This window comes from Pseudomonas sp. NPDC089396, assembly GCF_044749545.1.
Lineage (GTDB): Bacteria > Pseudomonadota > Gammaproteobacteria > Pseudomonadales > Pseudomonadaceae > Aquipseudomonas.
Genome location: NZ_JBIVIC010000003.1, coordinates 198893 through 220953 on the forward strand (window position 1 = coordinate 198893; position 22061 = coordinate 220953).

A 22061-nucleotide genomic window follows, 5' to 3' on the forward strand; every position below is an offset into this window, starting at 1 on the left:
CCTGAGCAAGCACAGTTAAAACAGACCTCGCGCGACAGCCTCCCGCCGTCGCGCTTATAGCCCAATATTCAAAGCCACCGGATTGGTAGGTGATCGATGGAACCCTCCCATATCGATCCTCTACCGGTGGATGGAACACAGTTTTCTCCTCGTAGGACTCACGCAATATGACTACTCCCCAACCCCCCAACACTAGCCGCTGGCCTATCTGGCTCGCCGTGTTAGGCATGCTGATCTTCGCCCTGCCCTTCATCGGTTTAGGCGCCTACCTGGCAGGCCTTGGAGGATCATGGTACTTCCTGCTCGCTGGCGTAGGTTTCCTAGTATCAGCAGTGCTCACAGCACGTAGACGGCTAGAAGGGTTTTGGTTGTTCGCCCTCGTCATCATCTGTTCGGTTATCTGGGCACTGGTAGATGTTGGCCTGCAGTTCTGGCCATTGATCTCAAGGCTCTTCGCCCTTGGCGTCCTCAGCTTGGTCGTGGCACTGGTTTATCCAACGGCGTTGAGAGCGCACGGTAAAGCGCATATCGCCGGATCCTACAGTGTGGCAGGCGTTTTGTTCTTGGCATTGATCGGTGGATTCTGGGGTATGTTCCAGCCTCATAATCCGGTGAACGGCCAAGGGCCAGGTTTGACAAGCGTTGATCCTGCCCTCGCGCAGAAGAATTGGCAGTCCTATGGTAATGATGCAGGGGGTAGCCGGTTTGCTGCACTGGATCAGATCAACCGCAGCAACGTCAGTAAACTCGTGCCGGCGTGGACGTACCACACCGGTGACGTTGCGCTCAGCGATGGTAACGGAGCTGAAGATCAACTGACGCCATTGCAAATCGGCAACAAAGTCTTCATCTGCACCCCTCACAACAACGTGATTGCACTGGATGCGGACACCGGTAAAGAGCTGTGGAGACACGACACCAACGCTAAAACTAAATTGTGGCAACGGTGCCGCGGCATGGCGTACTTCGATGCCTCTACGCCGCTCATTCAGCCCTCGGACGGAAGCACTCCCGTACCCGCTGTTGCCGTAGCTGCAGGCGCCAATTGCCAGCGTCGCCTATTCACCAACACTATCGACTCTCGACTGATCGCTGTGGATGCCGACACGGGTGCCCTCTGCCAAGGCTTCGGAGTGAACGGTGAGGTAAATCTGAAAGACGGTATGGGCGACATGCCAGATTCCTACTATTCACTGTCATCTCCGCCTCAAGTTGCGGGTACCACGGTGGTAGTAGGCGGGCGAATCGCTGACAACGTACAAACTGACATGCCAGGCGGCGTGATTCGGGGCTTCGATGTTGTCACTGGTGCCATGCGCTGGGCATTTGACCCAGGCAATCCCACTGACCGGGCCGCACCTGATTCTGGAAAGACGTACGTGCGGAGCACCCCAAACAACTGGGCTCCGATGACCTATGACCCATCCTCGAATACCATCTTCCTGCCTATGGGCAGCTCCTCCACCGATATTTACGGTGTCGAGCGTACTGCTCTCAACCACAAGTATGGCGCTTCCGTACTTGCTCTCAACGCCACCACTGGTGAGGAGAAATGGGTCTATCAGACGGTTCACAACGATCTCTGGGACTTTGACCTGCCCATGCAGCCAAGCCTGGTCGATTTCCCTGTTGATGGAAAATCTGTGCCTGCTGTAGTCATTGGTACCAAAGCGGGTCAGATCTTCGTTCTCGACCGAGCTACTGGTAAGCCTCTGACTCATGTGGAGGAGGTACCGGTTAAAGCGGCCGACATTCCTAACGAGCAGTATTCACTTACCCAGCCGAAGTCGTTGGGCATGCCACAAATTGGCGCTCCTACTCTTACTGAATCAGATATGTGGGGCGCGACACCGTTTGACCAAATGCTGTGCCGGATCTCCTTCAAGCAGATGCGATACGAGGGTCTATTCACCGCCCCTGGAACTGATCTGTCGCTGAGTTTCCCAGGCTCCTTGGGCGGAATGAATTGGGGTGGGCTGTCGTTTGATCCCGTTCATGGCTACATCTTCGCCAATGACATGCGGCTCGGCTTGTGGGTGAAGATGACTCCTCAAGAGAAGAATGCGCCCACTGCGTCTGGCGGCGAAGCGCTGAATACCGGGATGGGAGCAGTCCCGCTCAAAGGTACTCCTTACTCAGTCAATAAAAACCGTTTCCTGTCGATCGCTGGCATTCCTTGCCAAGCGCCACCGTTCGGAACACTGACTGCGATTGACATGAAAACCCGTCAAATCGCATGGCAGGTACCAGTCGGTACCGTCCAGGACACTGGGCCACTCGGTGTCAAAATGCACCTGCCGCTTCCGATCGGCATGCCAACCTTGGGAGGTACACTGTCGACCCAAGGTGGCTTGGTATTCATTGCGGGTACGCAAGACTACTACCTTCGCGCTTACAACACCGCCGATGGCAGCGAAATCTGGAAGGCCAGGCTGCCAGTTGGCAGTCAAGGCGGGCCAATGACCTACGTGTCTCCGAAAACAGGGAAACAGTATGTCGTCATCACCGCCGGTGGAGCCAGACAATCGCCTGACCGCGGCGACTACGTGATCGCCTACGCTCTTCCTTAAGTGCGATTCTAAGCGGGAGCGAGGGTCAAACTTCAAACCCGCAAGCAGTGGTATGCGCGGCTGAAACAGAATTTATTTCAGCCGCGTACCTGTGTAAGTCCGCTCGGGATCTCTAGAAAATAGAGATGGGATAGTCGATGATAATCCTTACCTCATCATCATCTACGTAGCGGTATCCAGTCGAGGAGCGATGGGTAGCTTGTCGGACACGGACAGAGAGATCTCTAGCTGCGCCAGTCTGTACGACATACCGCGCCTCTATGTCCCTCTCCCAGTGGCGAACATCAGCGCCCTCGGGATAGACATAGCGTCGAGTATAAAAAGTGTTATGACTATCTCGGTTATCGATCTGATCGCCTCTGACGTAGCGTGTCATAAACGATAGTCCAGGCACCCCGAACGGTGCCATGTCTAAGTCATAACGCAACTGGAAAGATCGCTCATTGGGCTCAGTAAAGGTCGCGAACTGTACCGCGTTGGCTAAAGAAACTGATCCACCCATGGTGGTAAATGCAGCCCAATCCATCGGCTCATCGCTTTCTACTTTTTGAGCAGCGAATGTGAACGTATGCGCCAGATACTTATAGGCAACCGACATCGACCAGGTTGTGTTATTGATCACGCTGGCCAGTTGACGCCCAGTATCCAACGTTCTGTAAATGTTGCCGTCGAATGTGACCGACTGAGATGGATCAATCTGGTAGCGGTAATTGACGTTGCCGTAGTACTGACGCCAAGTGTCTTCGAGTTCGGAGCCGTACACCGAAAGCTTTAGGTTATCAATAACCGAATATTTAGCACCTACATAGCTCACTGAGTCAATAGCAATGGGTAGGCCGTAGTCCGTAGTGATTGGGTCATCGTTATTAGAAGAGGCAACCCCTCCCTGCCCATAGAAGTGACCTGCATCCAAATGCAGCTTTTCCACGTCCCAACCAAACATCCAGCCGGTCGCAGAGCTTGGAAACAGGCGAACGGTGTTGACCGAGAAAACCGGGACTGCTGGAAATAGATTCCCATACTGGAAAAGCGCTCCATCGTAGCGCAATTTTACTGAAGCACCCGCCTTGTTGAAGTTATCTTGCGGCTTACCATCATCCTGTATAGGCATCAGCCGCAAACCCGTGCGCCCTCCGCCGCTATCGAGTTTGATTCCCAAGAAACTGTAAGCATCTACGCCGACACCAATTTCTCCTGGCGTAAACCCAGATGTGAAATTGGCCATGAAGCCTTGCGCCCACTCTTCTGCATACCCATTGCGGTCACCAGCTGGCTTGAATGCGTTTGTGCCGGTACCACTACTTGCACCATTACGATAGTCACGGTTGAAATAAAAATTTCTAGCCGTCACCGTCAGCTTACTATCACCAATGAAATCGGCATTCTGTTCAGCGTTTGCCCTCCCCTCAAAAAAGACAAAGGGGATGATAGCCAAGCACGCAACTCGGTTCGCAGTCATAGGGTGCACCATCTATTATTTTTGTATTTAGATACAACGAAAGAATGTGACTTTCTGGCCCAGTAGCTTCAATCTTTACAGCTTTCTGATCAACCCTTCCTGAGCCACACTGGCAACCATTGCGCCGTGTGCGTTATAAATATTCCCTCTCGACAGGCCTCTTCCTGTATCAGACCAGGGACTGTCCATCACATACAGAAGCCAATCATCAGCCTTGATATCTTGATGAACCCAAAGAGCATGATCGAGGCTGGCGACCTGCATATTCTCCTGAAGATCTGAAACACCATGAGGCAATAGTGATGTGATGAGCAACCCGATGTCAGAGGCGTAAGCCAGGATTGACCTATGCAGCGTTTGATCTTCGGGTAAGTCACCTGCTGCCTTGAACCAAAAGCGCTTCAAGGGCTGTTGCGCTATTGGCTTGCTGGGATCAATCAAGTCGACAGGACGAATTTGGATCGCTTGGGCCGCGGAAAAACGCAGTCTGACTTGCTCTGCCAATGCCTCATTCCCTTCCATTAAATCAATCTCTAGCGGAAGGGTTTCCGGCCCCGGCACACATGGCATCTTCGTCTGATAACTCAAGCCAGGCTCGAAAATGTGGAACGAAGCCGAAGCAGTGAATATCGGCTTTCCATCCTGACTTGCAGTGATCTGGCGTGTACTAAAGCTTCTGCCATCGTGCAGTGAGTCGACTTGATACAGCACTGGTTTGGCGGCCCTTCCTTTTCGGATGAAATATCCATGAATAGAGTGCAGCACTTTCTCGCTTCCGACGGTCATGCTAGATGCAGCAACGGCCTGGCCCAGCGCCTGGCCTCCGAAAAGTTGCGGTAAATACAGTTCCTGACTAGCGCCACGAAAAATGCCTTGCTCAATGCGTTCAAGCGAGAAAATGTTCACCAGTTCAGCGAGCGAGGTGGTCATGGGTGAGCCTATTGCTGATTCACAAATGGATAATCGGTGTAGCCCTTGGCGTCGCCACCGTAGTAGGTCGAGGAGTCAGGTTTCGTGAGCGGTAACCCCAGTCGAAAACGGTTGGGAAGGTCGGGATTCGCGATAAACGGACGTCCGAATGCCACTGCGTCTGCCAGATTCTGGTTAAGCAAGTGCTGAGCGCTCTGAGCATCGTAGTGACCGCAGTAGATCAAGACGCCCGGAAACTCTTGCCTCAGAGCACGGCGAAAGTCCTCAGTGAGTTTGACTTCCCCTCCCCGCCAATCAGGCTCGTTGATATGCACATACGCCACCTCACGGCGAGACAAATGCTGGGCCAGGTACAGTGCCATCTCTTCTGAATCGTCATCTGTGATATCAAAAATGTCAGTCAAAGGAGAAAGGCGGACACCCACCCGGTCGTAACCGATGGCGATACCTACCGCGTCGACAATCTCAAGCACAATCCTTGCTCTGTTTTGGATCGTGCTGCCGTATTGATCCTTTCGCTTATTCGTACCAGTGGCAGTGAACTGATGGAGGAGATATCCGTTCGCGGCATGGATCTCCACCATGTCACATCCCGCACGAGTGGCGCGAACTGCTGCCCTGCGGTAATCATCCACGATGCCGCCAATTTCATCGGTACTCAGTTCTCGCGGCGTACTGGCGGGCGTCGGCCCAGAGGAGCCATCAGCAAACTCCACGAAGGCCTTGGTAGTCTCACCTCGGATTGCAGTCGGCGCCACAGGCTGAGCTCCTCTTGGCTGAACCAGCTCGTGCGATACGCGCCCTACATGCCAGAGTTGCATCGCCAAGCGGCCCCCTGCAGCATGTACTGCGCGGGCAACACCACCCCAGCCCTTTTCCTGATCGTCGGTGTAGATCCCTGCCGTGTACACGTAGCCAACTGCTGTCGGAGAAATGTTCGTGGCTTCTGAGATAACCAGCCCAGCACTCGCGCGCTGACTGTAGTAGAGCTCTTGAAGCGGCCCAGGTACTGTGTCCGGTGTGCGCGCTCGGGTGAGGGGCGCCATGAGAATCCGGTTGGGAAAAACACAAGCGCCGCATTTCAAAGGTGTGAAGATATCCATGCGATTAACCCTCAGATGCCCTTGTAGACGGGAGTTCGCTTTTCAGTAAACGCAGCGATCCCCTCTTTAAAGTCTTCACTGAGGAGAACACGGCGGAATGCAGTGCGCTCGAGCTCAAGTGCAGCATCAAGGCCGCAGTCTGCACCGCGGCGAACCACTTGCAACGAAGACCTGACAGCCAATGGGCCGTTTCGCACAATCAGCTCCGCGATTTCCATTGCACGAGGCAGGAGTTGGTCAGGCTCAACCAGCTCACTAACCAAACCCTCAGCCAACGCTCTATCTGCCGTTATCGGTTCACCGGTCAAAATCATTTGAGTCGCCAATGAAGTAGGCACCGCCCGCGCAAGACGGGTTACGCCCCCCGCCCCAGCGATAACACCCCATTTGGGTTCAGGAAGAGCGAATCGAGCATGAACTACAGAGATTCTGATGTCGCATGCCAAAGCGATCTCAAGGCCACCCGCGTAAGCCAGGCCGTTGATGGCAGCAATGATGGGCTTCGTCGTGGGCGGCTTTCGATTGATACCGCAAAAATCACCATCATCCACTTCGCGCTGGGCACGCTCGCGCAGGTATGGAAGGAACGTACCGATGTCAGCACCTGAGCAGAACGCTTTACCGCCGGCTCCAGTAATGACAACAACGTGCACTTGGTCATCAGCGTTCACCTTCCCCCAGACCTGCTGGAACGCGAGATGCGATTCGAGGTCAATGGCATTCATGGCCTGGGGCCGATTGATCGTAACGAGGCCTACATGGCCGACTTTTTCAAACATGATGGACATGGCGGACTCACTCAATTGGCTGGCTGGAAACGCTGACGCAGGTCGCGCTTAAGAATTTTGCCGTTGTGATTGAACGGCATTTCCTCGTAGGCGATGTACTCAATGCGCTTCGGTACCTGGTAGCTAGCCAGCAGCTCCTTGGCGTGATTCAGCAGAGACTCGGGATCCGGCAGACTGTCGACTTTCAAAACAACGATGGCAGTGACCTCTTCCCCCCATCGTTCGTTACTCAGGCCGACTACGGCGACCTCTCGGACGTCAGGGTGTTTGGCCAGGACGGCTTCCACTTCTTGCGAGTACACATTGAGCCCGCCCGTTTTGATCATGTCCTTGAGGCGGTCATAAAAATAGACGTAGCCGTTGCTATCCATGTGGGCCAAGTCACCGGTGTGCAGCCATCCGTTAGAGTCGAGGACTTCAGCTGTGGCGTCCGGGCGGTTGTGGTACCCCAGCATGACGGTCGGCCCACGCAATACGATCTCGCCGACTTCTCCAGGTACTGCCACTTGGCCATTAGCGTCGTGGATCTCAACTTCCATGTTGATGAACGCCCTGCCAATCGAGTCAGGAGCCTTCTGATAATCCTCCTCCTTGAGCACGGTGGCGATCGGGCCAGCCTCGGTGAGCCCGTACTGATAGAAGATTTCTACCCCAGGAATACATTCCTTCATCGCCTGGCGGTCAGAAGCTGTAAGGATGCCACTCCCCACGTACCAACGCTTGAAGCTCGAAAGGTCAAGGGATTTGGACAGCGGATGAAGGATGAACTCTCGAGTCAACGACGGTGGCATGAATGTGTTAGTAACGCGCTCTTGCGCAATCACCCGTAGCACATCCTCGGTGGAATATTTTTCGAGGATGGTCGCAGTGGCGCCGAGGTAAAGATGGGGTAGCAGCCAGCAGTTCAGTGCGGCGGAATGATGCAAGGGCGTTGCGATGAGCGTGTTGTCGCTCTCAATCATCCGGGTATCGATGATTTCGTCCATGCTGTTCCAATACAGATTTGCATGGCTCAACAACACCCCTTTCGACCGGCCCGTCGTCCCGCCGGTATAAAGGATCACTGCAGGATCGTTCGGATCGATTGCTGGCGAGGTGTGCCATTCGCCTGCAGCATTCTTCACAAACTCCGGCAAGGCCTCCAAAGCAACAACAGGAATTGCGAGGTTACCCAGCAGCTGCGCGAACGAATCCTGATGGTGATGAGACACGAAGAGCAGCTTGGCTTCAGAGTCATCCAGTAGCGCGGCGAGTTGCTCGCCTGTCTCACGATAATTTAAGGGTACGGCAACCGCCCCGGCTTTCACGATGCCGAAGAACGCTTCAATCCAGTTGCGACTGGCTGAAGCAATGAATGCCACCTTGTCGCCGTAGCCAATCCCAGCAGCACCTAAGGCATTTGCGACCTGGTTCGCGCCGCGCTCAAGCTCTGCGTATGTAGAACGTCCATATTTATCAATCAGAGCCACTTTGTCCGGGTATCGACGGGCATTGTGGGTGATGTGACCACCAAGCAGCATACGACTCGACATGAGATCTCCTTTTGTAATTGTTATCACGCTGGCGTCGCCCGCACGCAGGGATGCCTTTCAATCTCTCCACCGCAAGAATACCTAACGCTTGTTCGTTTTCAACCCTGAAAAAGTAAAAACTGTGACGAATTGCAGGGCTGAAGGCCTCTTCCGCACCTCAATGCCAGGTCGCCAAGCCTGATTTTGCTTGAAAAATTCCAAGATACCGCTAAAAATAACGGTCGTTAGTTTCCTAAACAAAAACAACAGAGGTGTGCTAATGATCCCGATGACTTTCGATTTTTCGAACCAGGTAGTTCTGATCACCGGCGCTGGTCGCGGCAATGGCGCTATCATCGCCCAAGGATTTGCCCTCGCGAAGGCTACGGTATTGGTAGTCGATATTGATTTCGAAACGGCAGCCAGTACCGCGGCCGAAATCAAAAAAACGGGCGGGGATGCTTTTGGTCTAGCGCTGGATGTCACGGACGACGCTGCGTGCAGGGGCATGGCAGCAGAAATTGAACAGCGCTATGGCGCCGTCAGCGTCCTCATAAATAACGCAGGCCTCCTTTTTCGTGGGCGGTTTGAAGAGCCAGAAACCTTGAAGCACTGGCAGCGGACGGTTGATGTAAACGTGACCGGAATGATCAACGTCACCCATGCCCTGCTCCCACAACTGAAGCGCTCGAAGGGGTCAATCTTGAACATAGCTTCGATTTGCTCATATTCCCCTGGTTCAGAGCTGTCTACCTACAGCACATCCAAAGGCGCAGTGATGCAGCTGACGAGAGCTATGGCAGCTGAGTTCGCTGAGTTCGATGTGAGGGTAAATGGACTAGCCCCAGGGTCATTTCCGACAGCAATGTCGGCTGCTACGCTGGCCGACCCGGAAAAACTCCAGGCCTATATCAGTCACACACCCATGGGGCGAACCGGCCAAGCTCATGAGCTTGTAGGGCCATCTCTGTTCCTGTCCTCCCCGCTTGCGAGCTATATTACTGGCGCAATACTGCCGGTCGATGGTGGATACCTGACTCGCTAAGCCACCCACCCCTTCAATTTGAGACACGAGACCTAATGCGACCAGTTGGTGCGAAACGAGAAGTAACAGAACAGGCAATCCACACAGCCGGCGTTGATCTGATAAGCACCTACGGCTATGAGGCCATGACCCTGCGCATGCTCGCTGAGAAGGTGGGCATGAAGGCTGGATCGCTTTACAACTACTTCAACACCAAGCAGGAATTCTTGGCAATCGTGCTGAAAGCGGTCATGCGCGATCTGCTCCTAGAGTTTACTGAGCGGGTGGATTTCCAGCCTACAACCCTGGCGCGTTTTGAGGCGATGATTATCGTGCACATCGATTTTCACACTCGTCGCCGCAAAGAGGTTTTCATCGGCAACATGGAGCTTCGCAGCCTTGACCAGGAAAATTATCGGATGGTTGTGAGGCTCCGAGCTGAGTATGAACGTCGCGTCCGTCAACTGATCGAGGAAGGTGTCGCAGAAGGCATCTTCCATGTGACGGACAGCAACCTGACTACTAAGGCGCTGATCTCCATGCTCACCGGAATCTGCTCCTGGTATGACCCAGAGGGTCGGTTAACCATCGAAGATCTTGAGGGGCAGCACATAGAGCTGGCCTTGCGAATGGTGAGTTACAAATCATCGTGAGAAAAAGAACCCCACTAACGTGGGGTTCTCCTTTTCTAGGCCTTGTATTTTGTGAGGCTGCCTCCTCGCATGACCTTACCAGGCAGCTGTCTTCCGAAAACTGACTCGGCCAAATGAGCGACCTCGATCAGCTTTTCCAGATCTACGCCAGTCTCGATGCCCATTTCTTCACACATGAAGACCAAGTCCTCTGTGCAGATATTTCCAGCAGCGCCTTTGTGACCCGCGAACGGGCAGCCACCCAATCCGGCACACGAACTATCGAATTTAGCCACACCAAGCTTGAGCGCGGCATATACGTTGGCAAGCCCTGTGCCGCGGGTGTCGTGCAGGTGCAAGGCGAGAGGCAACTCTGGCCAGCGCTCTCTAACGGCACCAATGGTACGTTCCATGAGCAGAGGATTAGCCCAGCCCACGGTGTCAGCAAGGTACAAGCCTCTAAGCGCGACATCCGCGTCGCGAGCGAGCTCAAGTACCTCGCCGACCATACGCACCACCTGCGGGATAGGCATGTAGCCCTCATAATTGCAACCGAAGGCGGTCATGACGTAGCCCCACTCAACCTGAACATCATGCTCAGCGTAGGACTTCAACCACGCCCGCTGCTCGTCGAGTGTTTGCTCAATATTTTTATTGGTGTTCTTGATCGAGAAGGTTTCAGAAGCGGTCACCCGGATCGAGCCAATCACATCTAAGGGGGACTGATAGGCTCTCTCCAGCCCTTGCTGGTTCAGCCACAAGCCTGTGTAGCGTACGCCTGGTTTTTTTCGAATCGCCTCAGCCAGCTCATCGGCATCTGCCATTCCTGGAACACGCTTCGGGTTCACGAATGACACACAGTCGATCTGCTTCAGCCCCGTATCCGCCAACGCATGAATGAGTTCTGCTTTACGCTCGACCGGGATTGGATTGGGCTCGATTTGGAAACCTTCGCGCGGCCCCTCTTCGTTGATAGCAATTCGTTTAGGCAAGTCGGTCATGTCAATTACTCCAGATTTTGCCCGGCAAATTCGCCTTCAAGGAACTTGTTGGGACGCAGGAAGAACGAGATCACAAGTGCGCCATTCGGCGACCATGCAAGATGTCGATTGCCCCGTGGACGCCAGACGAAGTTTCCCGCGGTGACCTCACCCTCGTCGTCAACGATGCTGCCTTCAAGCACATAGGTTTGCTCGATTTCAACGTGCTCGTGCAGTGGCAGACGTGTCCCGGGAGCCCAGCGGAAAAGAGCCGTAAGCAATCCGGTCTCTTGATCCTGGAGCAGAATCTTCATATCGATCCCGGGCGTAGGCGTCGGTTTCCAGGGCAAGAGCTCCAGGCTCACGTAACGAGAGGCTAGCGCTGGGAGCAAATCCAGCTCGGCAAGGTTAGGTGTTGTAGCCGCCATGACTGTCTCCTTTAGGCTGGCTGCGCAGCTGGAAAAAGCGATTCGCTGTGCGCATCAATGAATCGGGTATGAACCGCGGTGTCCCGATAAGCGGGGTGGCTGAGCACTCTCAACAAGAATTCGCGATTGGTACGCAGACCGGTGATGATTAAGCCGCTCAGCGCTTCTTGTAGCCGCTCCACCGCTTGGGCACGGTCGTCGCCATGAGCAATGATCTTCATGACCATTGGGTCGTAGAACGGAGTGATCCGATCACCGGCAACGAAGCCCGTGTCAATGCGCACGCCGTTAACAGATGGAAGCACCAGAGTTTCAATCAGACCTGGCGCAGGCAGGAATTTCTTCTCAGGCGTCTCAGCGTATATGCGCGCCTCAATCGCATGACCGGTGGCGCGAATTGCGTTTTGAGCGAGCTCCTGCTGCAGGTCTTCACCTAACGCATGTCGGATTTGAGCGGCGACTAGATCAACCCCGGTGATGGCCTCGCTAACGGGATGTTCGACCTGAATGCGAGTATTCATTTCCAGGAAAGCGTATGACTGGGAGTCGTCGTCGTAGAGAAACTCCACAGTACCTGCCCCGTCGTACCGGCAAGCGCTGGCCAATCGCACGGCGGCCTCAGCCATGTGTTCGATCACATTCCGGGGCACGCGTGGTGCCGGCGACTCCTCCAATACTTTCTGATAGCGCCGTTGAATTGAGCAGTCACGCTCAAAAAGATGCACGGCTTTCCCGTTACCAAAGCCGAAGATCTGAACCTCAATGTGCCGGGCACTGAGAATCAGTTTTTCGAGAAACACGGTTCCATCACCAAAAGCACGTTCGGCCATCCTTTGCGTGCTTGCAACGGCATCGATTAGCTCCGCCTCAGAATGAACAGGTTTCAACCCGATGCCACCGCCACCAGCCGAGGCTTTAACCAGCAGCGGGTACCCGACCGCTGCAGCTGCCACTCGCAGGGCTTCAGGGTCATCGGCTGTGACATTTTCCGCCGCTGGTTGAACGGGAACGCCCGCCTCGATCGCAAGATGACGGGATCGTTGCTTGTCGCCCATCGCCTTGATGACTGCTGCTGTAGGGCCGATGAATTTGATTCCGGCTGTATGGCAAGCATCCGAAAAGTCGGTGTTTTCAGACATAAACCCGTAGCCAGGGTGCACCAGCGTCGCGCCGCTTTTCTTCGCTGCCTCTAGCACCTTTCCAGCGTCAAGATAACTCTCCGAAGCTTTGGCCGGGCCCAAATGGAATGCCTCATCCGCCATCTTAACGTGCTGAGCCTGCGCGTCGGCGTCCGAGTAAACCGCCACCGTAGGAATGCCAAGCAGCCGTGCTGAACGAATTACGCGGCAGGCGATCTCGCCTCGGTTCGCGACCAGTAGTTTTTGTTGTGTCACGCCAACCTCCTAGAAACAAACGGTTGTAAGTATTCCATTAACCAGAAAACCCTTCCCCTACTAGCTAGAAAATCGGGCTATCCAGCCAGTTTAGGAAAATTTACGTGAAGGGTTGTGCTGCCAGATGAGCGTAGCTATATTCTAGAAAACTAACAACCGTTAGATAAAACAAGAAAGGAGACCGCAGTGACCTCCACCGACCTTCTCATCAGTCGCCAAGGCGCGCGTGCAACCATAACGATTTCAAACCCCGCCAAACGCAATGCGATCGCCACCGCTACTGCCTCGCAGCTGGTAGATGCACTCAAGCAACTGGATCTGGAGCCCGATGTCCGGGTGATCGTGATCACGGGCCAAGGGGAATGCTTCTCTTCCGGGGGTGACCTGGATGAGTTCCTCGCGACGGTCGACGCGGGCGCCACTCAGCTCTGGGAAACGGGTGATGCATGGCAGGCGCTCTTTGGGTTGATCCCCACGCTCAGCAAGCCAGTTATCGCTCGCGTTGTAGGCCCTGCTATGGCGGGTGCTTGCGGGCTAGTGGCGGCCTGCGACTTTGCCTATGCGAGCCAAGAAGCGACTTTTGGCTCACCGGAAATCAAGATTGGGTTGTTCCCCCTGTTCATCCTCCCTGCTCTGCTTAACCGCATGGGTCAACGCCATGCCCTTGACCTAGTGATGACTGGACGAACCATCGGTTCTGCTGACGCGGTTCGCATGGGCTTGATCAATGCGGCTGTGGAACCTAGTCAGCTCGATGATTTGATCGAGACCCAGGTGGCTGCTTTCGCCCGACTTGAACCTGCCACGGTGAGGCGTGGTAAGCACGCTTTCCACAAAATATCGTCCGTTGGCTTCGAGGAAGGCCTTGAACTCGCGCGTGGATTGCGTCCCGCCTTTATGTGTTCGGAAGAGCTCCGTCGGGGTATCGAAAAATTCTTCACTAAGAAAGGAGCTCAAGCATGAGCGGCATCGAGAACGTAAAAGAACTGCAGCGCCGAGTCGAAATTGCCATGGCTGGCGGCTCCGATAAGGCGAAGGAAAAGCACAAAGCGCAGGGTAAAATGCTGGTGCGTGAACGCTTGGAGTTCATCTTCGACAACGGTGAGTATCTCGAAGACGGATTACTGGTTGGGGCATCTCGAGGGATGCCCGGCGACGCCGTTGTTACCGCAATTGGCAAGATTGATGGGCGGGAAGTTGCAGTCATTGCCAACGACATGACTGTGAAAGCCGGTACCTGGGGCTACCACACCTTCCGCAAGATCGTACGGATGCAAGAGATTGCTGTCGCCAGCAAGATGCCCATTATCTATTTGGTGGACAGCGCCGGCGCCCGAATCGATAGCCAGTTCGACTGCTATCTCGGCCGAATCGCTTGGGGGAATATTTTTTACACCCAAGTGCAGATTTCAGGCGTGGTACCGCAGATTTGTGTCCTGTTTGGCCCTTCGCCTGCAGGCTCCGCTTATGTGCCAGCCCTCTGCGACCTGATCATTATGGTCGATAAGCAAGCCACGGCCTACCTGGGCTCACCGCGCCTTGCAGAAATGGCGATCGGTGAAAAAGTGACTGAAGAGCAGATGGGCGGTGCGCGCATGCACTGCGCCGTTAGCGGCCTGGGGGACTACCTCGCTCAAACCGAAGACGAGGCTCTCAAAGCTGCTGTCGACTACCTGCGATTCTTCCCATCGCACAATAGCGACCTGCCGCCGCTGCGCGAGAGCCAGAAGCCTTCGTCCTCGCGCAAGATCAGCGAAATCGTTCCGCCCGATCAGAACCGCCCCTTCGACGTGAAGGAGCTTATCGAGTCGCTGGTAGACGCGGACAGTCTCTTTGAAGTCAAAGCACTTTTCGCCAAGGAAATGTTCACTGGACTCGCCTACCTCGGCGGGCGCCCGGTAGGGATCGTGGCCAACAATTCGAAGAACAAAGGTGGAGTTTTGTTCAACGACAGCGCAGATAAAGCAACCCGGTTTATCTGGGCCTGCAACGCATTCAATGTCCCCCTTCTGTTCCTGCAGGACATCAGCGGCTACATGATTGGTAGCGCGGTTGAGAAGGCAGGAATCATCCGCCACGGCGCTAAATTGCTCCATGCAGTTTGTGAGGCAAAAGTCCCACGAATCTCGGTGATGATCCGGAAAGGCTATGGCGGCGGCTACCTTGCGATGTCCGGAGGGCCGACTCAGCCTGATGCTCAACTCGCCCTCCCCGGCGCTATGCCGGCACTGATGGGGCCAGAAGCAGCGATCAACGCGATCCACTTCAATGAGATCCAGGCAATGGAAGGCGAAGAGCGTGAACGCTTTATTGCTGAGAAACGCCAGGAGTACGCCAAAGACATCAACGCGTTCGATCCCGCCGACCAGTTCTCTTTCGAAGCGGTGGTGGATCCTGATGCGCTGCGCGAAGACCTCATCAAGCGCTTCACCCTCTACAGCCGTCGGGCAATCCCGCGCATAGACCGTCGCAACGGCATTTACCCAGTTTAACCGTAGCCATACCGGAGATATTCAATGAGTCAGATCAAAGCGCAGATGGCCGGCAACGTCTGGAAAATCAATATTCAGCCAGGCCAGGCCATCGACTTTGGCGATGAGGTCATCATTATGGAATCCATGAAAATGGAGATCCCCGTTGAGGCCGATGAAGCCGGAACAGTCAAGGAGATCCGGGTAGCTGAGGGGGATACGGTAGACGAAGGCGATGTGTTGATCATCCTCGAATGAGCCAAGGAGGCATTTATGAAACTGGCAAGCTTTATCCATAACGGCCGCGCCTCCTATGGTGTAGTCGAGCACGAGCACATCACGGATGCAGGGCAGTCGCTCGCGGTCAAATACCCTGATCTCAAATCTGTACTCGCATGTCCTGAGGGGCTGGATCTTATCGGGAGTCTCAATGATGCTCCGCGGATCCCTGTGGACGCAGTTCAGTGGCTTCCCCCCGTACCAAACCCAGACAAAGTTCTGTGCGTTGGTTTGAACTACAGCAAGCACATTGAGGAGACCGGGCGAGAGGTTCCGAAGCACCCCACTCTCTTCACACGCTTCTCAAGCGCACAGGTTGGACATGATCAGCCGCTGATACTGCCGGCCGCGTCCAAGGCTTTCGACTTTGAGGGTGAATTGGCTGTTGTAATCGCCAAGGGTGGTCGTCATATCAAGGCCGAGGATGCCTTGGAGCACGTCGCTGGCTACAGCGTTTTCAATGACGGCTCGATCCGAGACTGGCAACGGCACACCCTGCAGTTCACCGCCGGAAAGAATTTCGTAGCCTCCGGCAGCTTCGGGCCATGGATAGTAACCAGAGATGAGGTCGCCGATCTGAACAAGCTGGTGCTCACGACCCGGCTCAACGGAGAAGTGGTGCAACATTCCGGAATCGACGATCTGCTGTTCAAGGTGCCTGACCTCATCGCCTACATCTCAACATTCACAGAGCTCCTGCCGGGGGATGTCATCGCTACAGGTACTCCAGGTGGTGTCGGCGCGTTTCGGGAACCACCGCTGTGGATGAAAGCTGGCGACGTGGTTGAGGTCGAAGTCAGCAGTATAGGCACTCTTCGAAATCGCGTAATCGACGAGCAGTAAGTCACCAATTCAGCGCGGGGCCGTTCGGCCCCCGTTTGCAGTCCACGACAAAAACAATACAGGACACTGAAATGGAACCCACCACTGACAGCGGTCAGTGGGTGCATGCTGACGCCTGCACTCTCTCATCGCAGAAGGCACTGTTCAGAAAAATCACCTGGCGCGTAATGCCACTCGTGTTCATCGCCTACGTATTCGCGTTCCTCGACAGGGTGAACATCGGCTACGCCAAACTGCAAATGGCTCCTGAGCTCGGTCTTTCTGAGAGCCAATATGGTCTCGCGGCTGGGATTTTTTTCATTGGCTACGCGCTTTTTGAGATCCCCAGCAACATCCTGCTCGACAAGATCGGGGCGCGAAGGACGATGACACGGATCATGATTCTGTGGGGGGTGACCTCCGCCATGACCATGTTCGTCACCACGTCTCAGCAGCTTTACATCTTGCGCTTTTTCCTTGGTGTATTTGAAGCAGGTTTCTTCCCAGGTGTGATCCTCTATCTCAGCTATTGGTACCCAAGCTACATGCGTGGCCGTGCGACAGCCACGATCATGATTGCAACCCTGGTCGCCCCCATACTCGGCGGGCCGATATCAGCGTTGATCATGCAACACTTCCACGGCGTTGGCGGCTGGTCGGGTTGGCAATGGCTGTTTCTCCTGGAGGCTTTGCCGATTATCGTGATCGGGGTCGTCTGCTTCTTTGTGCTCTGCGACAGACCTTCGGAGGCGCGCTGGCTGTCAGCGGATGAGCAAGTGCTACATCGACAGGTGATGCAAAAAGATCAGAAAGGCGCTGACGATCAGCAAGGGTCTCACCAGCACAAGGACGCACTGCTCGCTGCCTTTCTGGATCCGAAGGTTTACGTGCTCGCATTCCTATATTTCAGCAGCGCGCTCGGCACCTACACCTTCAATTTCTGGTTGCCGACAACCATTCAAAAAATGGGTGTGACTGATCTCACGCATATCGCGCTTTACGCGATGTTCCCCTTCACATGTGCTGCCTTAGGGATGCTGTTGATCGGGCGGAGCTCGGATCTGCGACGAGAAAGACGCTGGCATTACACCGCAAGCATACTGTTTGGTGCATTGATGCTCTCGCTGTCGACGCTATCAAATGACTCTCTGTTGCTCTCGCTACTGATCCTGGGAGCCGCCGCGTTTGGGTTCAGTGGAGCGATCATCGTTTGCTGGGCAATCCCCTCGACGTATCTGAAAGGCAAGGCAGCCCCAGCGGGGATCGCATTGGTGAGCAGCCTCGGTGTTACCTGTGGTTTCGTCGGGCCTGCGCTGATCGGGTTCGTTAGAGACATTACAGGGAAAGACCATGCAGGACTCTATGTCATCAGCTTCATCATGGTGCTCGCGGCGTTTGCGATGATTTTCCTAACGCCTAAGCGAGCGCTTCACGTGGGCAGCTCCGAAGCATAATCTTGGCAAACCTAAGAAAGCGGCACGCTAAGCGTGCCGTTTTGCATTCAAGATCGCGGTGGGAATAGGTTCAATGACGAGATCCAGATGACGATGCTTTGTATCTGCTGCTTAGCTCCGCAAGCTCCTGAGCAGTCATCACTCCTGCGCCGTTTCCACCCCCAGCCACCCAGTCAAAGATCACATGTATGACTTCATCGGTATCAGGGATTTCAACAGACAGGTTTCGACAAAACGCAGACCTGATGCGCTGACCCTTCTTGACCTGGCGTACCACTATTTCCAGGCGATGATCATCTGGAATATTGAGCTGCTGATACTCGGGTGGAAGGGTTTCAAACTCTCCTGGGTAGATCTGCCGCATCCTGTGGGTGCGATTCTTGTTCCGATCAAACCAGGCGGCGTCGTCCGATTTCCAAGGTGTTTCCGTCAGAGAAATACCGGTGGGCTTAGAAGTGAGACCGCCCTTTGCCATCATTTCTTGGGTCAACCGATCAATTGAGTTGACGCCTGAGCGCATGCGCTCAGCCGCCGCAATGACGTCAGTGGCGGGGCCCTGCCCTTGCGGCATCTGTCTGAGGACACTGCGGATAGCGTCGGTATTTTGATTCACATACACCCCAGACCCCATCAGGGTGTGCAGTAAGTGACGGCAGCACTCGGAGGTCAAAGTCGTCGTGCCGTCAGCGGTGAATCCCCCGAAAGTCTGACAGTTATGCTCCAGAGGCTTTCGACAGATCCCACATCTATCACCGTCCTTCCTCAAAATCTTTTTAAATTCTTTGTCGTAGCGACGTCGTGACGATCGGCTCATTCGCGGTACTCAAAAGGTTTGGGTAAAGGCCCATAGCAAGGCTTCCCATCCACTCTAGACCACCTCTTTTTCCCGCGCCCGATCCACCCCAGACCAGTAAACCCCTCCCGCAATTCCAGCCAGGCGTGGAGCAGATTTCCAGGATTACGGTCGATAGGCCGGGTAATCGACGTAGCCTTTCGCATCACCACCGTAGAACGTTTCTCTGTCAGCTGGAGTCAATGGCCATCCATGTTCGAGTCGAGCGACCAGATCGGGATTGCTGATGAACGTGTGTCCAAAGGCAGCCAAGTCGATTTGCCCCTCTGATACCAGTTCTTCCGCCAGCGACCGGTTCAGACCGCCAGCTAAGATCAGTGCGGTGTCCTGCAGCTCAGCTTTAATCTGTTTTAACAGGGCAAAGAATCCGCCAACTGCCTCTCCTTGGACACCTCGATCAATGCGTTCAAAGCTGTCCTGGTTCATGACATGTACGTAAGCGAGCTCGCGTCTTGCGATCTCTCGAGCTAGCGCGACGTAGGTTGCATCGATCTCGTCATACAGGGGCATGTCGAACAGCTGCCCGTACGGCGAGATTCTGATACCCACCCGGTTGGCGCCGATCCGGGCTATCACTGCATCGATCACCTCAAGCGTGAAGCGCAACCTGTTGTCCATCTGATCAGCTGAGTATTTATCGGTGCGATCGTTCACCTTTGGGTTCAGGAACTGCTCATGCAGGTAGCCATTGGCACCGTGAATCTCCACTCCATCAAAACCGGCTTCCATAGCGTTTGCCGCCGCTTGCGCGAAATCAAGAACGGTTCGCTCCACCTCTGCAGTTGTTAAAGGACGCGGTGCTGGAGGAGTTACCTGATCTGGCTCACCTCGTTCGTTGTACCCGTACGCCGTCGCCCCCTTCGCTTGCAATGAGCTAGGACTCACCGGTAGTCCGCCGCCGTCTTGGATGGAAGGGTGAGAGATACGTCCTACGTGCCACAGCTGGGCGAATATGCGTCCACCCACGGAATGCACCGAATCCGTAACCAATTTCCAGCCGGCGATCTGCTCTGCGGTATGGATGGCGGGATTGAAGAGGTAACCGCGCCCTTCATTGGAAATCGACGTGCCCTCACTGATGATTAAGCCTGCAGTCGCTCGCTGCGTGTAGTACAGAGCCGTCAACTCATCGGCCACATCATTGATAGCTCGGGAGCGTGTCATCGGAGCCATGACAACGCGGTTACGTAGCCTAAGCCCTGCAAGGTCGAACGGTTTGAAGAGGTCTTTCATGAGTAGGGACTCCAAGAAGCTGGTGCATAACGCACGTGGATATCCAATGGTAGGTACCCTGCATTGCTGCAACAACAGCTATAATTGGCAAAATTAAATTGCGATTACTGCAATCACCAAGCTTCTCATCGAACAAGATAGGCAGCCATGCAGATCAAAGCTCTACGCTACTTCCTGATGGTGGCCACGACCGGCAGCTTTCTAGCGACAGCCCGGCACTATGAAGTGCCCGCTTCGTCGGTCTCGAGATTCATTGCAGCTTTGGAGAAGGAGCTAGGTCGTCAGCTTTTTTACCGCAGCACCCGGGCCGTGAAACTGACCGAGGAGGGAGAAAGGTTCTACCTACAAGTACAAGAAGCCATAGGCCTGCTGGACGCTGCTGCGGAGGAAATGGTTCAGGGAGATACGGGAATCAAGGGGCTGGTCAGGATCAATGCGCCCGTAGCGCTAGGACGACTGCATGTCGCTCCGCTGCTCGCCAGCATGCAAGCTAAGTATCCCGATCTGACAGTAGAGCTGACGCTCACGGACGCTATTATCGACCCCGTTCAGGAAGGTGCAGACGTTACCGTACGGGTGGGCAAGGTCGTCGACTCAGGGCTGATAGGCCGGGTCGTCAGCGGTCAGCGGTATGTCCTGGCTGCAAGTCCAGACTATTTGGCTGTCCACGACATCCCACGCACGCCTGAAGATCTGCTTCAACACAGTTGCCTCCTCTACAAAGGCGATCAGGGTGCGCAGCGCTGGTTCTTCAAGCGCCCAGGAGATCAAAAATTCAACTCCCTCACGGTGAGCGGCCCTCTCAGAAGCAACAATGCAGAGGTGTTAGTAGCAGCAGCCATCGCGGGCCAAGGTATCGTCCTTTTCCCCAGCTGGCTATTCAACCTAGGGAGCTTCAAAGACGGACACCTCGTCAGGTTGCTCAGCGATTGGGACGTTTCCGCATCAGCCGAGGAAATGCAGGTTCAGCTCCTTTCGCCAGAAAACAAGCTTCGGTCACGCAAAGTACGGGAAGTCTCCGCATTTCTCATTGAGCAGATCGGCTCCCCGCCCTATTGGGATCGCTTTTGATGACCTTTAGCCTCGAACCTCCCAAGGCTGTTCCGGGACGAACCGCTCCGCCAACAGATCAACCACATGCCGAACCTTTGGAGAGAGCAACTGATTTCGCTGCCAAACAGCGTGAATTGGGAAGCCGACCGTCTTCACTTCGGGCAACACGACCGCTAATCGTCCGGCAGCCAGATGCTCATTAACCAGCCAGTCTGCAATCAAAGCGATGCCGAACCCTGCAAGAGTGGCCACCAGAATCGCACCGCTGTCGTTCAGGCCGACACGGCCGCGGATGGCCATGGAGTGGCTGTGCCCATTCTCGTCCAGGAAATACCATGACCTGGCCTGGCCACCACTACCGAATGTGATGCAGGCGTGAGAGTGAAGATCCTCCAACGATGATGGATACCCATTCTCCTCTAGGTATTCGGGTGCGGCACATAGCACCGCGCGCTGAACGCCCAGCGGCTTCGCTATCAATGTAGCGCTGTCATGCAACGGCCCGATGCGGATCGCTAGGTCGACACCCTCCTCCACGAGATCTACAAGCCTGTCCGTGAGGTTGATGTCCAGCTCGAGCGCAGGATGCTGTTTGGCGATTTCCAGCAACTCGGGCAGCACCCACCGCTTGCCTAACACCATAGGAAGTGTGATGCGAAGACGCCCACTCAGCTCCTGCTGCTGAGCGAGCAACTGTGTCTGGGCCTGCTTGAGCTCATTGAGCGATCGACGACAGCCTTCACTAAAGCGTGTGCCTTCGTCTGTCAGCGTGAGGCTGCGCGTGGTGCGATGAAAGAGCCGCGTTCCAAGCGTGGTCTCCAGCCGCGAGATGCTTTTAGCAACCCCCGACTTGCTCATATCCAGGCGTTCGGCTGCATCTGTAAAGCTCCCGGCATCGACTACTTCGAGAAAAATTGAGATGCCACGGAAAGGATCTGCTGTGTTCATTTACCTAAACATCCGATTGACGACCAATAGTCAACTCTATTGCGATCACAGCATGGTATATCTCAAGCAAATTCGTCAATAGCATATGCACAACAAGGTTCCCTGCGTCAGGGGGCCGTCGTAACACGA

20 protein-coding genes are annotated in these 22061 nt (G+C 54.8%); 9 read left to right on the forward strand and 11 right to left on the reverse strand.

Features of this window, described 5'->3' with window-relative positions:
- The first annotated feature begins 167 nt into the window (after positions 1 to 167).
- Positions 168 to 2570: a glucose/quinate/shikimate family membrane-bound PQQ-dependent dehydrogenase gene (locus tag ACIPZB_RS06890; protein WP_400639512.1), complete on the forward strand. Its 2403-nt coding sequence runs from the start codon at positions 168 to 170 to the stop codon at positions 2568 to 2570.
- Between the two features lie 112 nt (positions 2571 to 2682).
- Here the strand turns inward: ACIPZB_RS06890 and ACIPZB_RS06895 are convergent, their stop codons facing one another.
- From ACIPZB_RS06895 to ACIPZB_RS06915, 5 genes are all read right to left on the reverse strand, one after another.
- Positions 2683 to 4005, reverse strand: coding sequence for an OprD family porin (locus ACIPZB_RS06895; protein WP_400639513.1), 1323 nt, complete (start codon positions 4003 to 4005; stop codon positions 2683 to 2685).
- A gap of 99 nt (positions 4006 to 4104) precedes the next feature.
- On the reverse strand, positions 4105 to 4959 hold the full coding sequence (locus ACIPZB_RS06900; RefSeq protein WP_336084963.1) for an acyl-CoA thioesterase II: 855 nt from the start codon (positions 4957 to 4959) through the stop codon (positions 4105 to 4107).
- An 8-nt stretch (positions 4960 to 4967) separates the two neighbouring features.
- Positions 4968 to 6062, reverse strand: a complete 1095-nt coding sequence (locus ACIPZB_RS06905) for an alkene reductase (protein WP_336084962.1) — start codon at positions 6060 to 6062, stop codon at positions 4968 to 4970.
- Positions 6063 to 6073: 11 nt separating this feature from the next.
- The gene (locus ACIPZB_RS06910; protein ID WP_336084960.1) at positions 6074 to 6850 is read right to left on the reverse strand and encodes an enoyl-CoA hydratase-related protein; all 777 of its coding nucleotides are present in this window, start codon (positions 6848 to 6850) and stop codon (positions 6074 to 6076) included.
- 11 nt (positions 6851 to 6861) lie between these two features.
- Positions 6862 to 8382, reverse strand: coding sequence for an AMP-binding protein (locus ACIPZB_RS06915; protein ID WP_336084957.1), 1521 nt, complete (start codon positions 8380 to 8382; stop codon positions 6862 to 6864).
- Positions 8383 to 8641: 259 nt separating this feature from the next.
- On the opposite strand from ACIPZB_RS06915, the gene ACIPZB_RS06920 reads away from it, so the two are divergent.
- Together ACIPZB_RS06920 and ACIPZB_RS06925 are read left to right on the forward strand one after the other, a co-directional pair.
- A complete protein-coding gene (locus ACIPZB_RS06920) occupies positions 8642 to 9406 on the forward strand; it encodes an SDR family NAD(P)-dependent oxidoreductase (protein ID WP_400639514.1) in 765 nt (254 codons plus the stop codon).
- Positions 9407 to 9441: 35 nt separating this feature from the next.
- A complete protein-coding gene (locus ACIPZB_RS06925) occupies positions 9442 to 10038 on the forward strand; it encodes a TetR/AcrR family transcriptional regulator (protein ID WP_336084953.1) in 597 nt (198 codons plus the stop codon).
- A gap of 35 nt (positions 10039 to 10073) precedes the next feature.
- Here the strand turns inward: ACIPZB_RS06925 and ACIPZB_RS06930 are convergent, their stop codons facing one another.
- The 3 genes from ACIPZB_RS06930 to ACIPZB_RS06940 are packed head-to-tail and all read right to left on the reverse strand — an operon-like array spanning position 10074 to position 12819.
- Positions 10074 to 11018 (reverse strand): hydroxymethylglutaryl-CoA lyase, encoded by a 945-nt coding sequence (locus ACIPZB_RS06930; protein ID WP_336084951.1) that lies wholly within the window; start codon positions 11016 to 11018, stop codon positions 10074 to 10076.
- 5 nt (positions 11019 to 11023) lie between these two features.
- Complete coding sequence (locus ACIPZB_RS06935) at positions 11024 to 11425, reverse strand: cupin domain-containing protein (protein WP_336084949.1); 402 nt, start codon at positions 11423 to 11425, stop codon at positions 11024 to 11026.
- Between the two features lie 11 nt (positions 11426 to 11436).
- Positions 11437 to 12819 (reverse strand): biotin carboxylase N-terminal domain-containing protein, encoded by a 1383-nt coding sequence (locus ACIPZB_RS06940; protein ID WP_336084947.1) that lies wholly within the window; start codon positions 12817 to 12819, stop codon positions 11437 to 11439.
- Between the two features lie 186 nt (positions 12820 to 13005).
- Here ACIPZB_RS06940 and ACIPZB_RS06945 point away from each other — a divergent pair, with 186 nt between their 5' ends.
- The 5 genes from ACIPZB_RS06945 to ACIPZB_RS06965 all read left to right on the forward strand — a co-directional run bounded on the left by ACIPZB_RS06945 (position 13006) and on the right by ACIPZB_RS06965 (position 17845).
- Positions 13006 to 13782: an enoyl-CoA hydratase/isomerase family protein gene (locus tag ACIPZB_RS06945; RefSeq protein ID WP_400639515.1), complete on the forward strand. Its 777-nt coding sequence runs from the start codon at positions 13006 to 13008 to the stop codon at positions 13780 to 13782.
- The gene (locus ACIPZB_RS06950) at positions 13779 to 15311 is read left to right on the forward strand and encodes an acyl-CoA carboxylase subunit beta (protein ID WP_336084943.1); all 1533 of its coding nucleotides are present in this window, start codon (positions 13779 to 13781) and stop codon (positions 15309 to 15311) included. The genes ACIPZB_RS06945 and ACIPZB_RS06950 overlap by 4 nt, the downstream gene beginning before the upstream one ends.
- 24 nt (positions 15312 to 15335) lie before the next feature.
- On the forward strand, positions 15336 to 15548 hold the full coding sequence (locus ACIPZB_RS06955; protein WP_336084941.1) for an acetyl-CoA carboxylase biotin carboxyl carrier protein subunit: 213 nt from the start codon (positions 15336 to 15338) through the stop codon (positions 15546 to 15548).
- Positions 15549 to 15563: 15 nt separating this feature from the next.
- Positions 15564 to 16412, forward strand: a complete 849-nt coding sequence (locus ACIPZB_RS06960) for a fumarylacetoacetate hydrolase family protein (protein WP_336084939.1) — start codon at positions 15564 to 15566, stop codon at positions 16410 to 16412.
- A 71-nt stretch (positions 16413 to 16483) separates the two neighbouring features.
- On the forward strand, positions 16484 to 17845 hold the full coding sequence (locus ACIPZB_RS06965; RefSeq protein WP_336084937.1) for an MFS transporter: 1362 nt from the start codon (positions 16484 to 16486) through the stop codon (positions 17843 to 17845).
- A gap of 70 nt (positions 17846 to 17915) precedes the next feature.
- Here ACIPZB_RS06965 and ACIPZB_RS06970 read toward each other — a convergent pair whose 3' ends face one another.
- Together ACIPZB_RS06970 and ACIPZB_RS06975 are read right to left on the reverse strand one after the other, a co-directional pair.
- The gene (locus ACIPZB_RS06970; RefSeq protein WP_400639517.1) at positions 17916 to 18464 is read right to left on the reverse strand and encodes a hypothetical protein; all 549 of its coding nucleotides are present in this window, start codon (positions 18462 to 18464) and stop codon (positions 17916 to 17918) included.
- A gap of 339 nt (positions 18465 to 18803) precedes the next feature.
- Positions 18804 to 19931: an alkene reductase gene (locus ACIPZB_RS06975; RefSeq protein ID WP_400639518.1), complete on the reverse strand. Its 1128-nt coding sequence runs from the start codon at positions 19929 to 19931 to the stop codon at positions 18804 to 18806.
- A 147-nt stretch (positions 19932 to 20078) separates the two neighbouring features.
- On the opposite strand from ACIPZB_RS06975, the gene ACIPZB_RS06980 reads away from it, so the two are divergent.
- Positions 20079 to 21002 carry a LysR family transcriptional regulator gene (locus tag ACIPZB_RS06980; RefSeq protein ID WP_336084931.1) on the forward strand — a complete coding sequence of 308 codons (924 nt, stop codon included), beginning with the start codon at positions 20079 to 20081 and terminating at the stop codon, positions 21000 to 21002.
- A 6-nt stretch (positions 21003 to 21008) separates the two neighbouring features.
- On the opposite strand, the gene ACIPZB_RS06985 is transcribed toward ACIPZB_RS06980, so the two are convergent.
- Positions 21009 to 21932 (reverse strand): LysR family transcriptional regulator, encoded by a 924-nt coding sequence (locus tag ACIPZB_RS06985; protein ID WP_336084929.1) that lies wholly within the window; start codon positions 21930 to 21932, stop codon positions 21009 to 21011.
- Positions 21933 to 22061 lie beyond the last annotated feature (129 nt).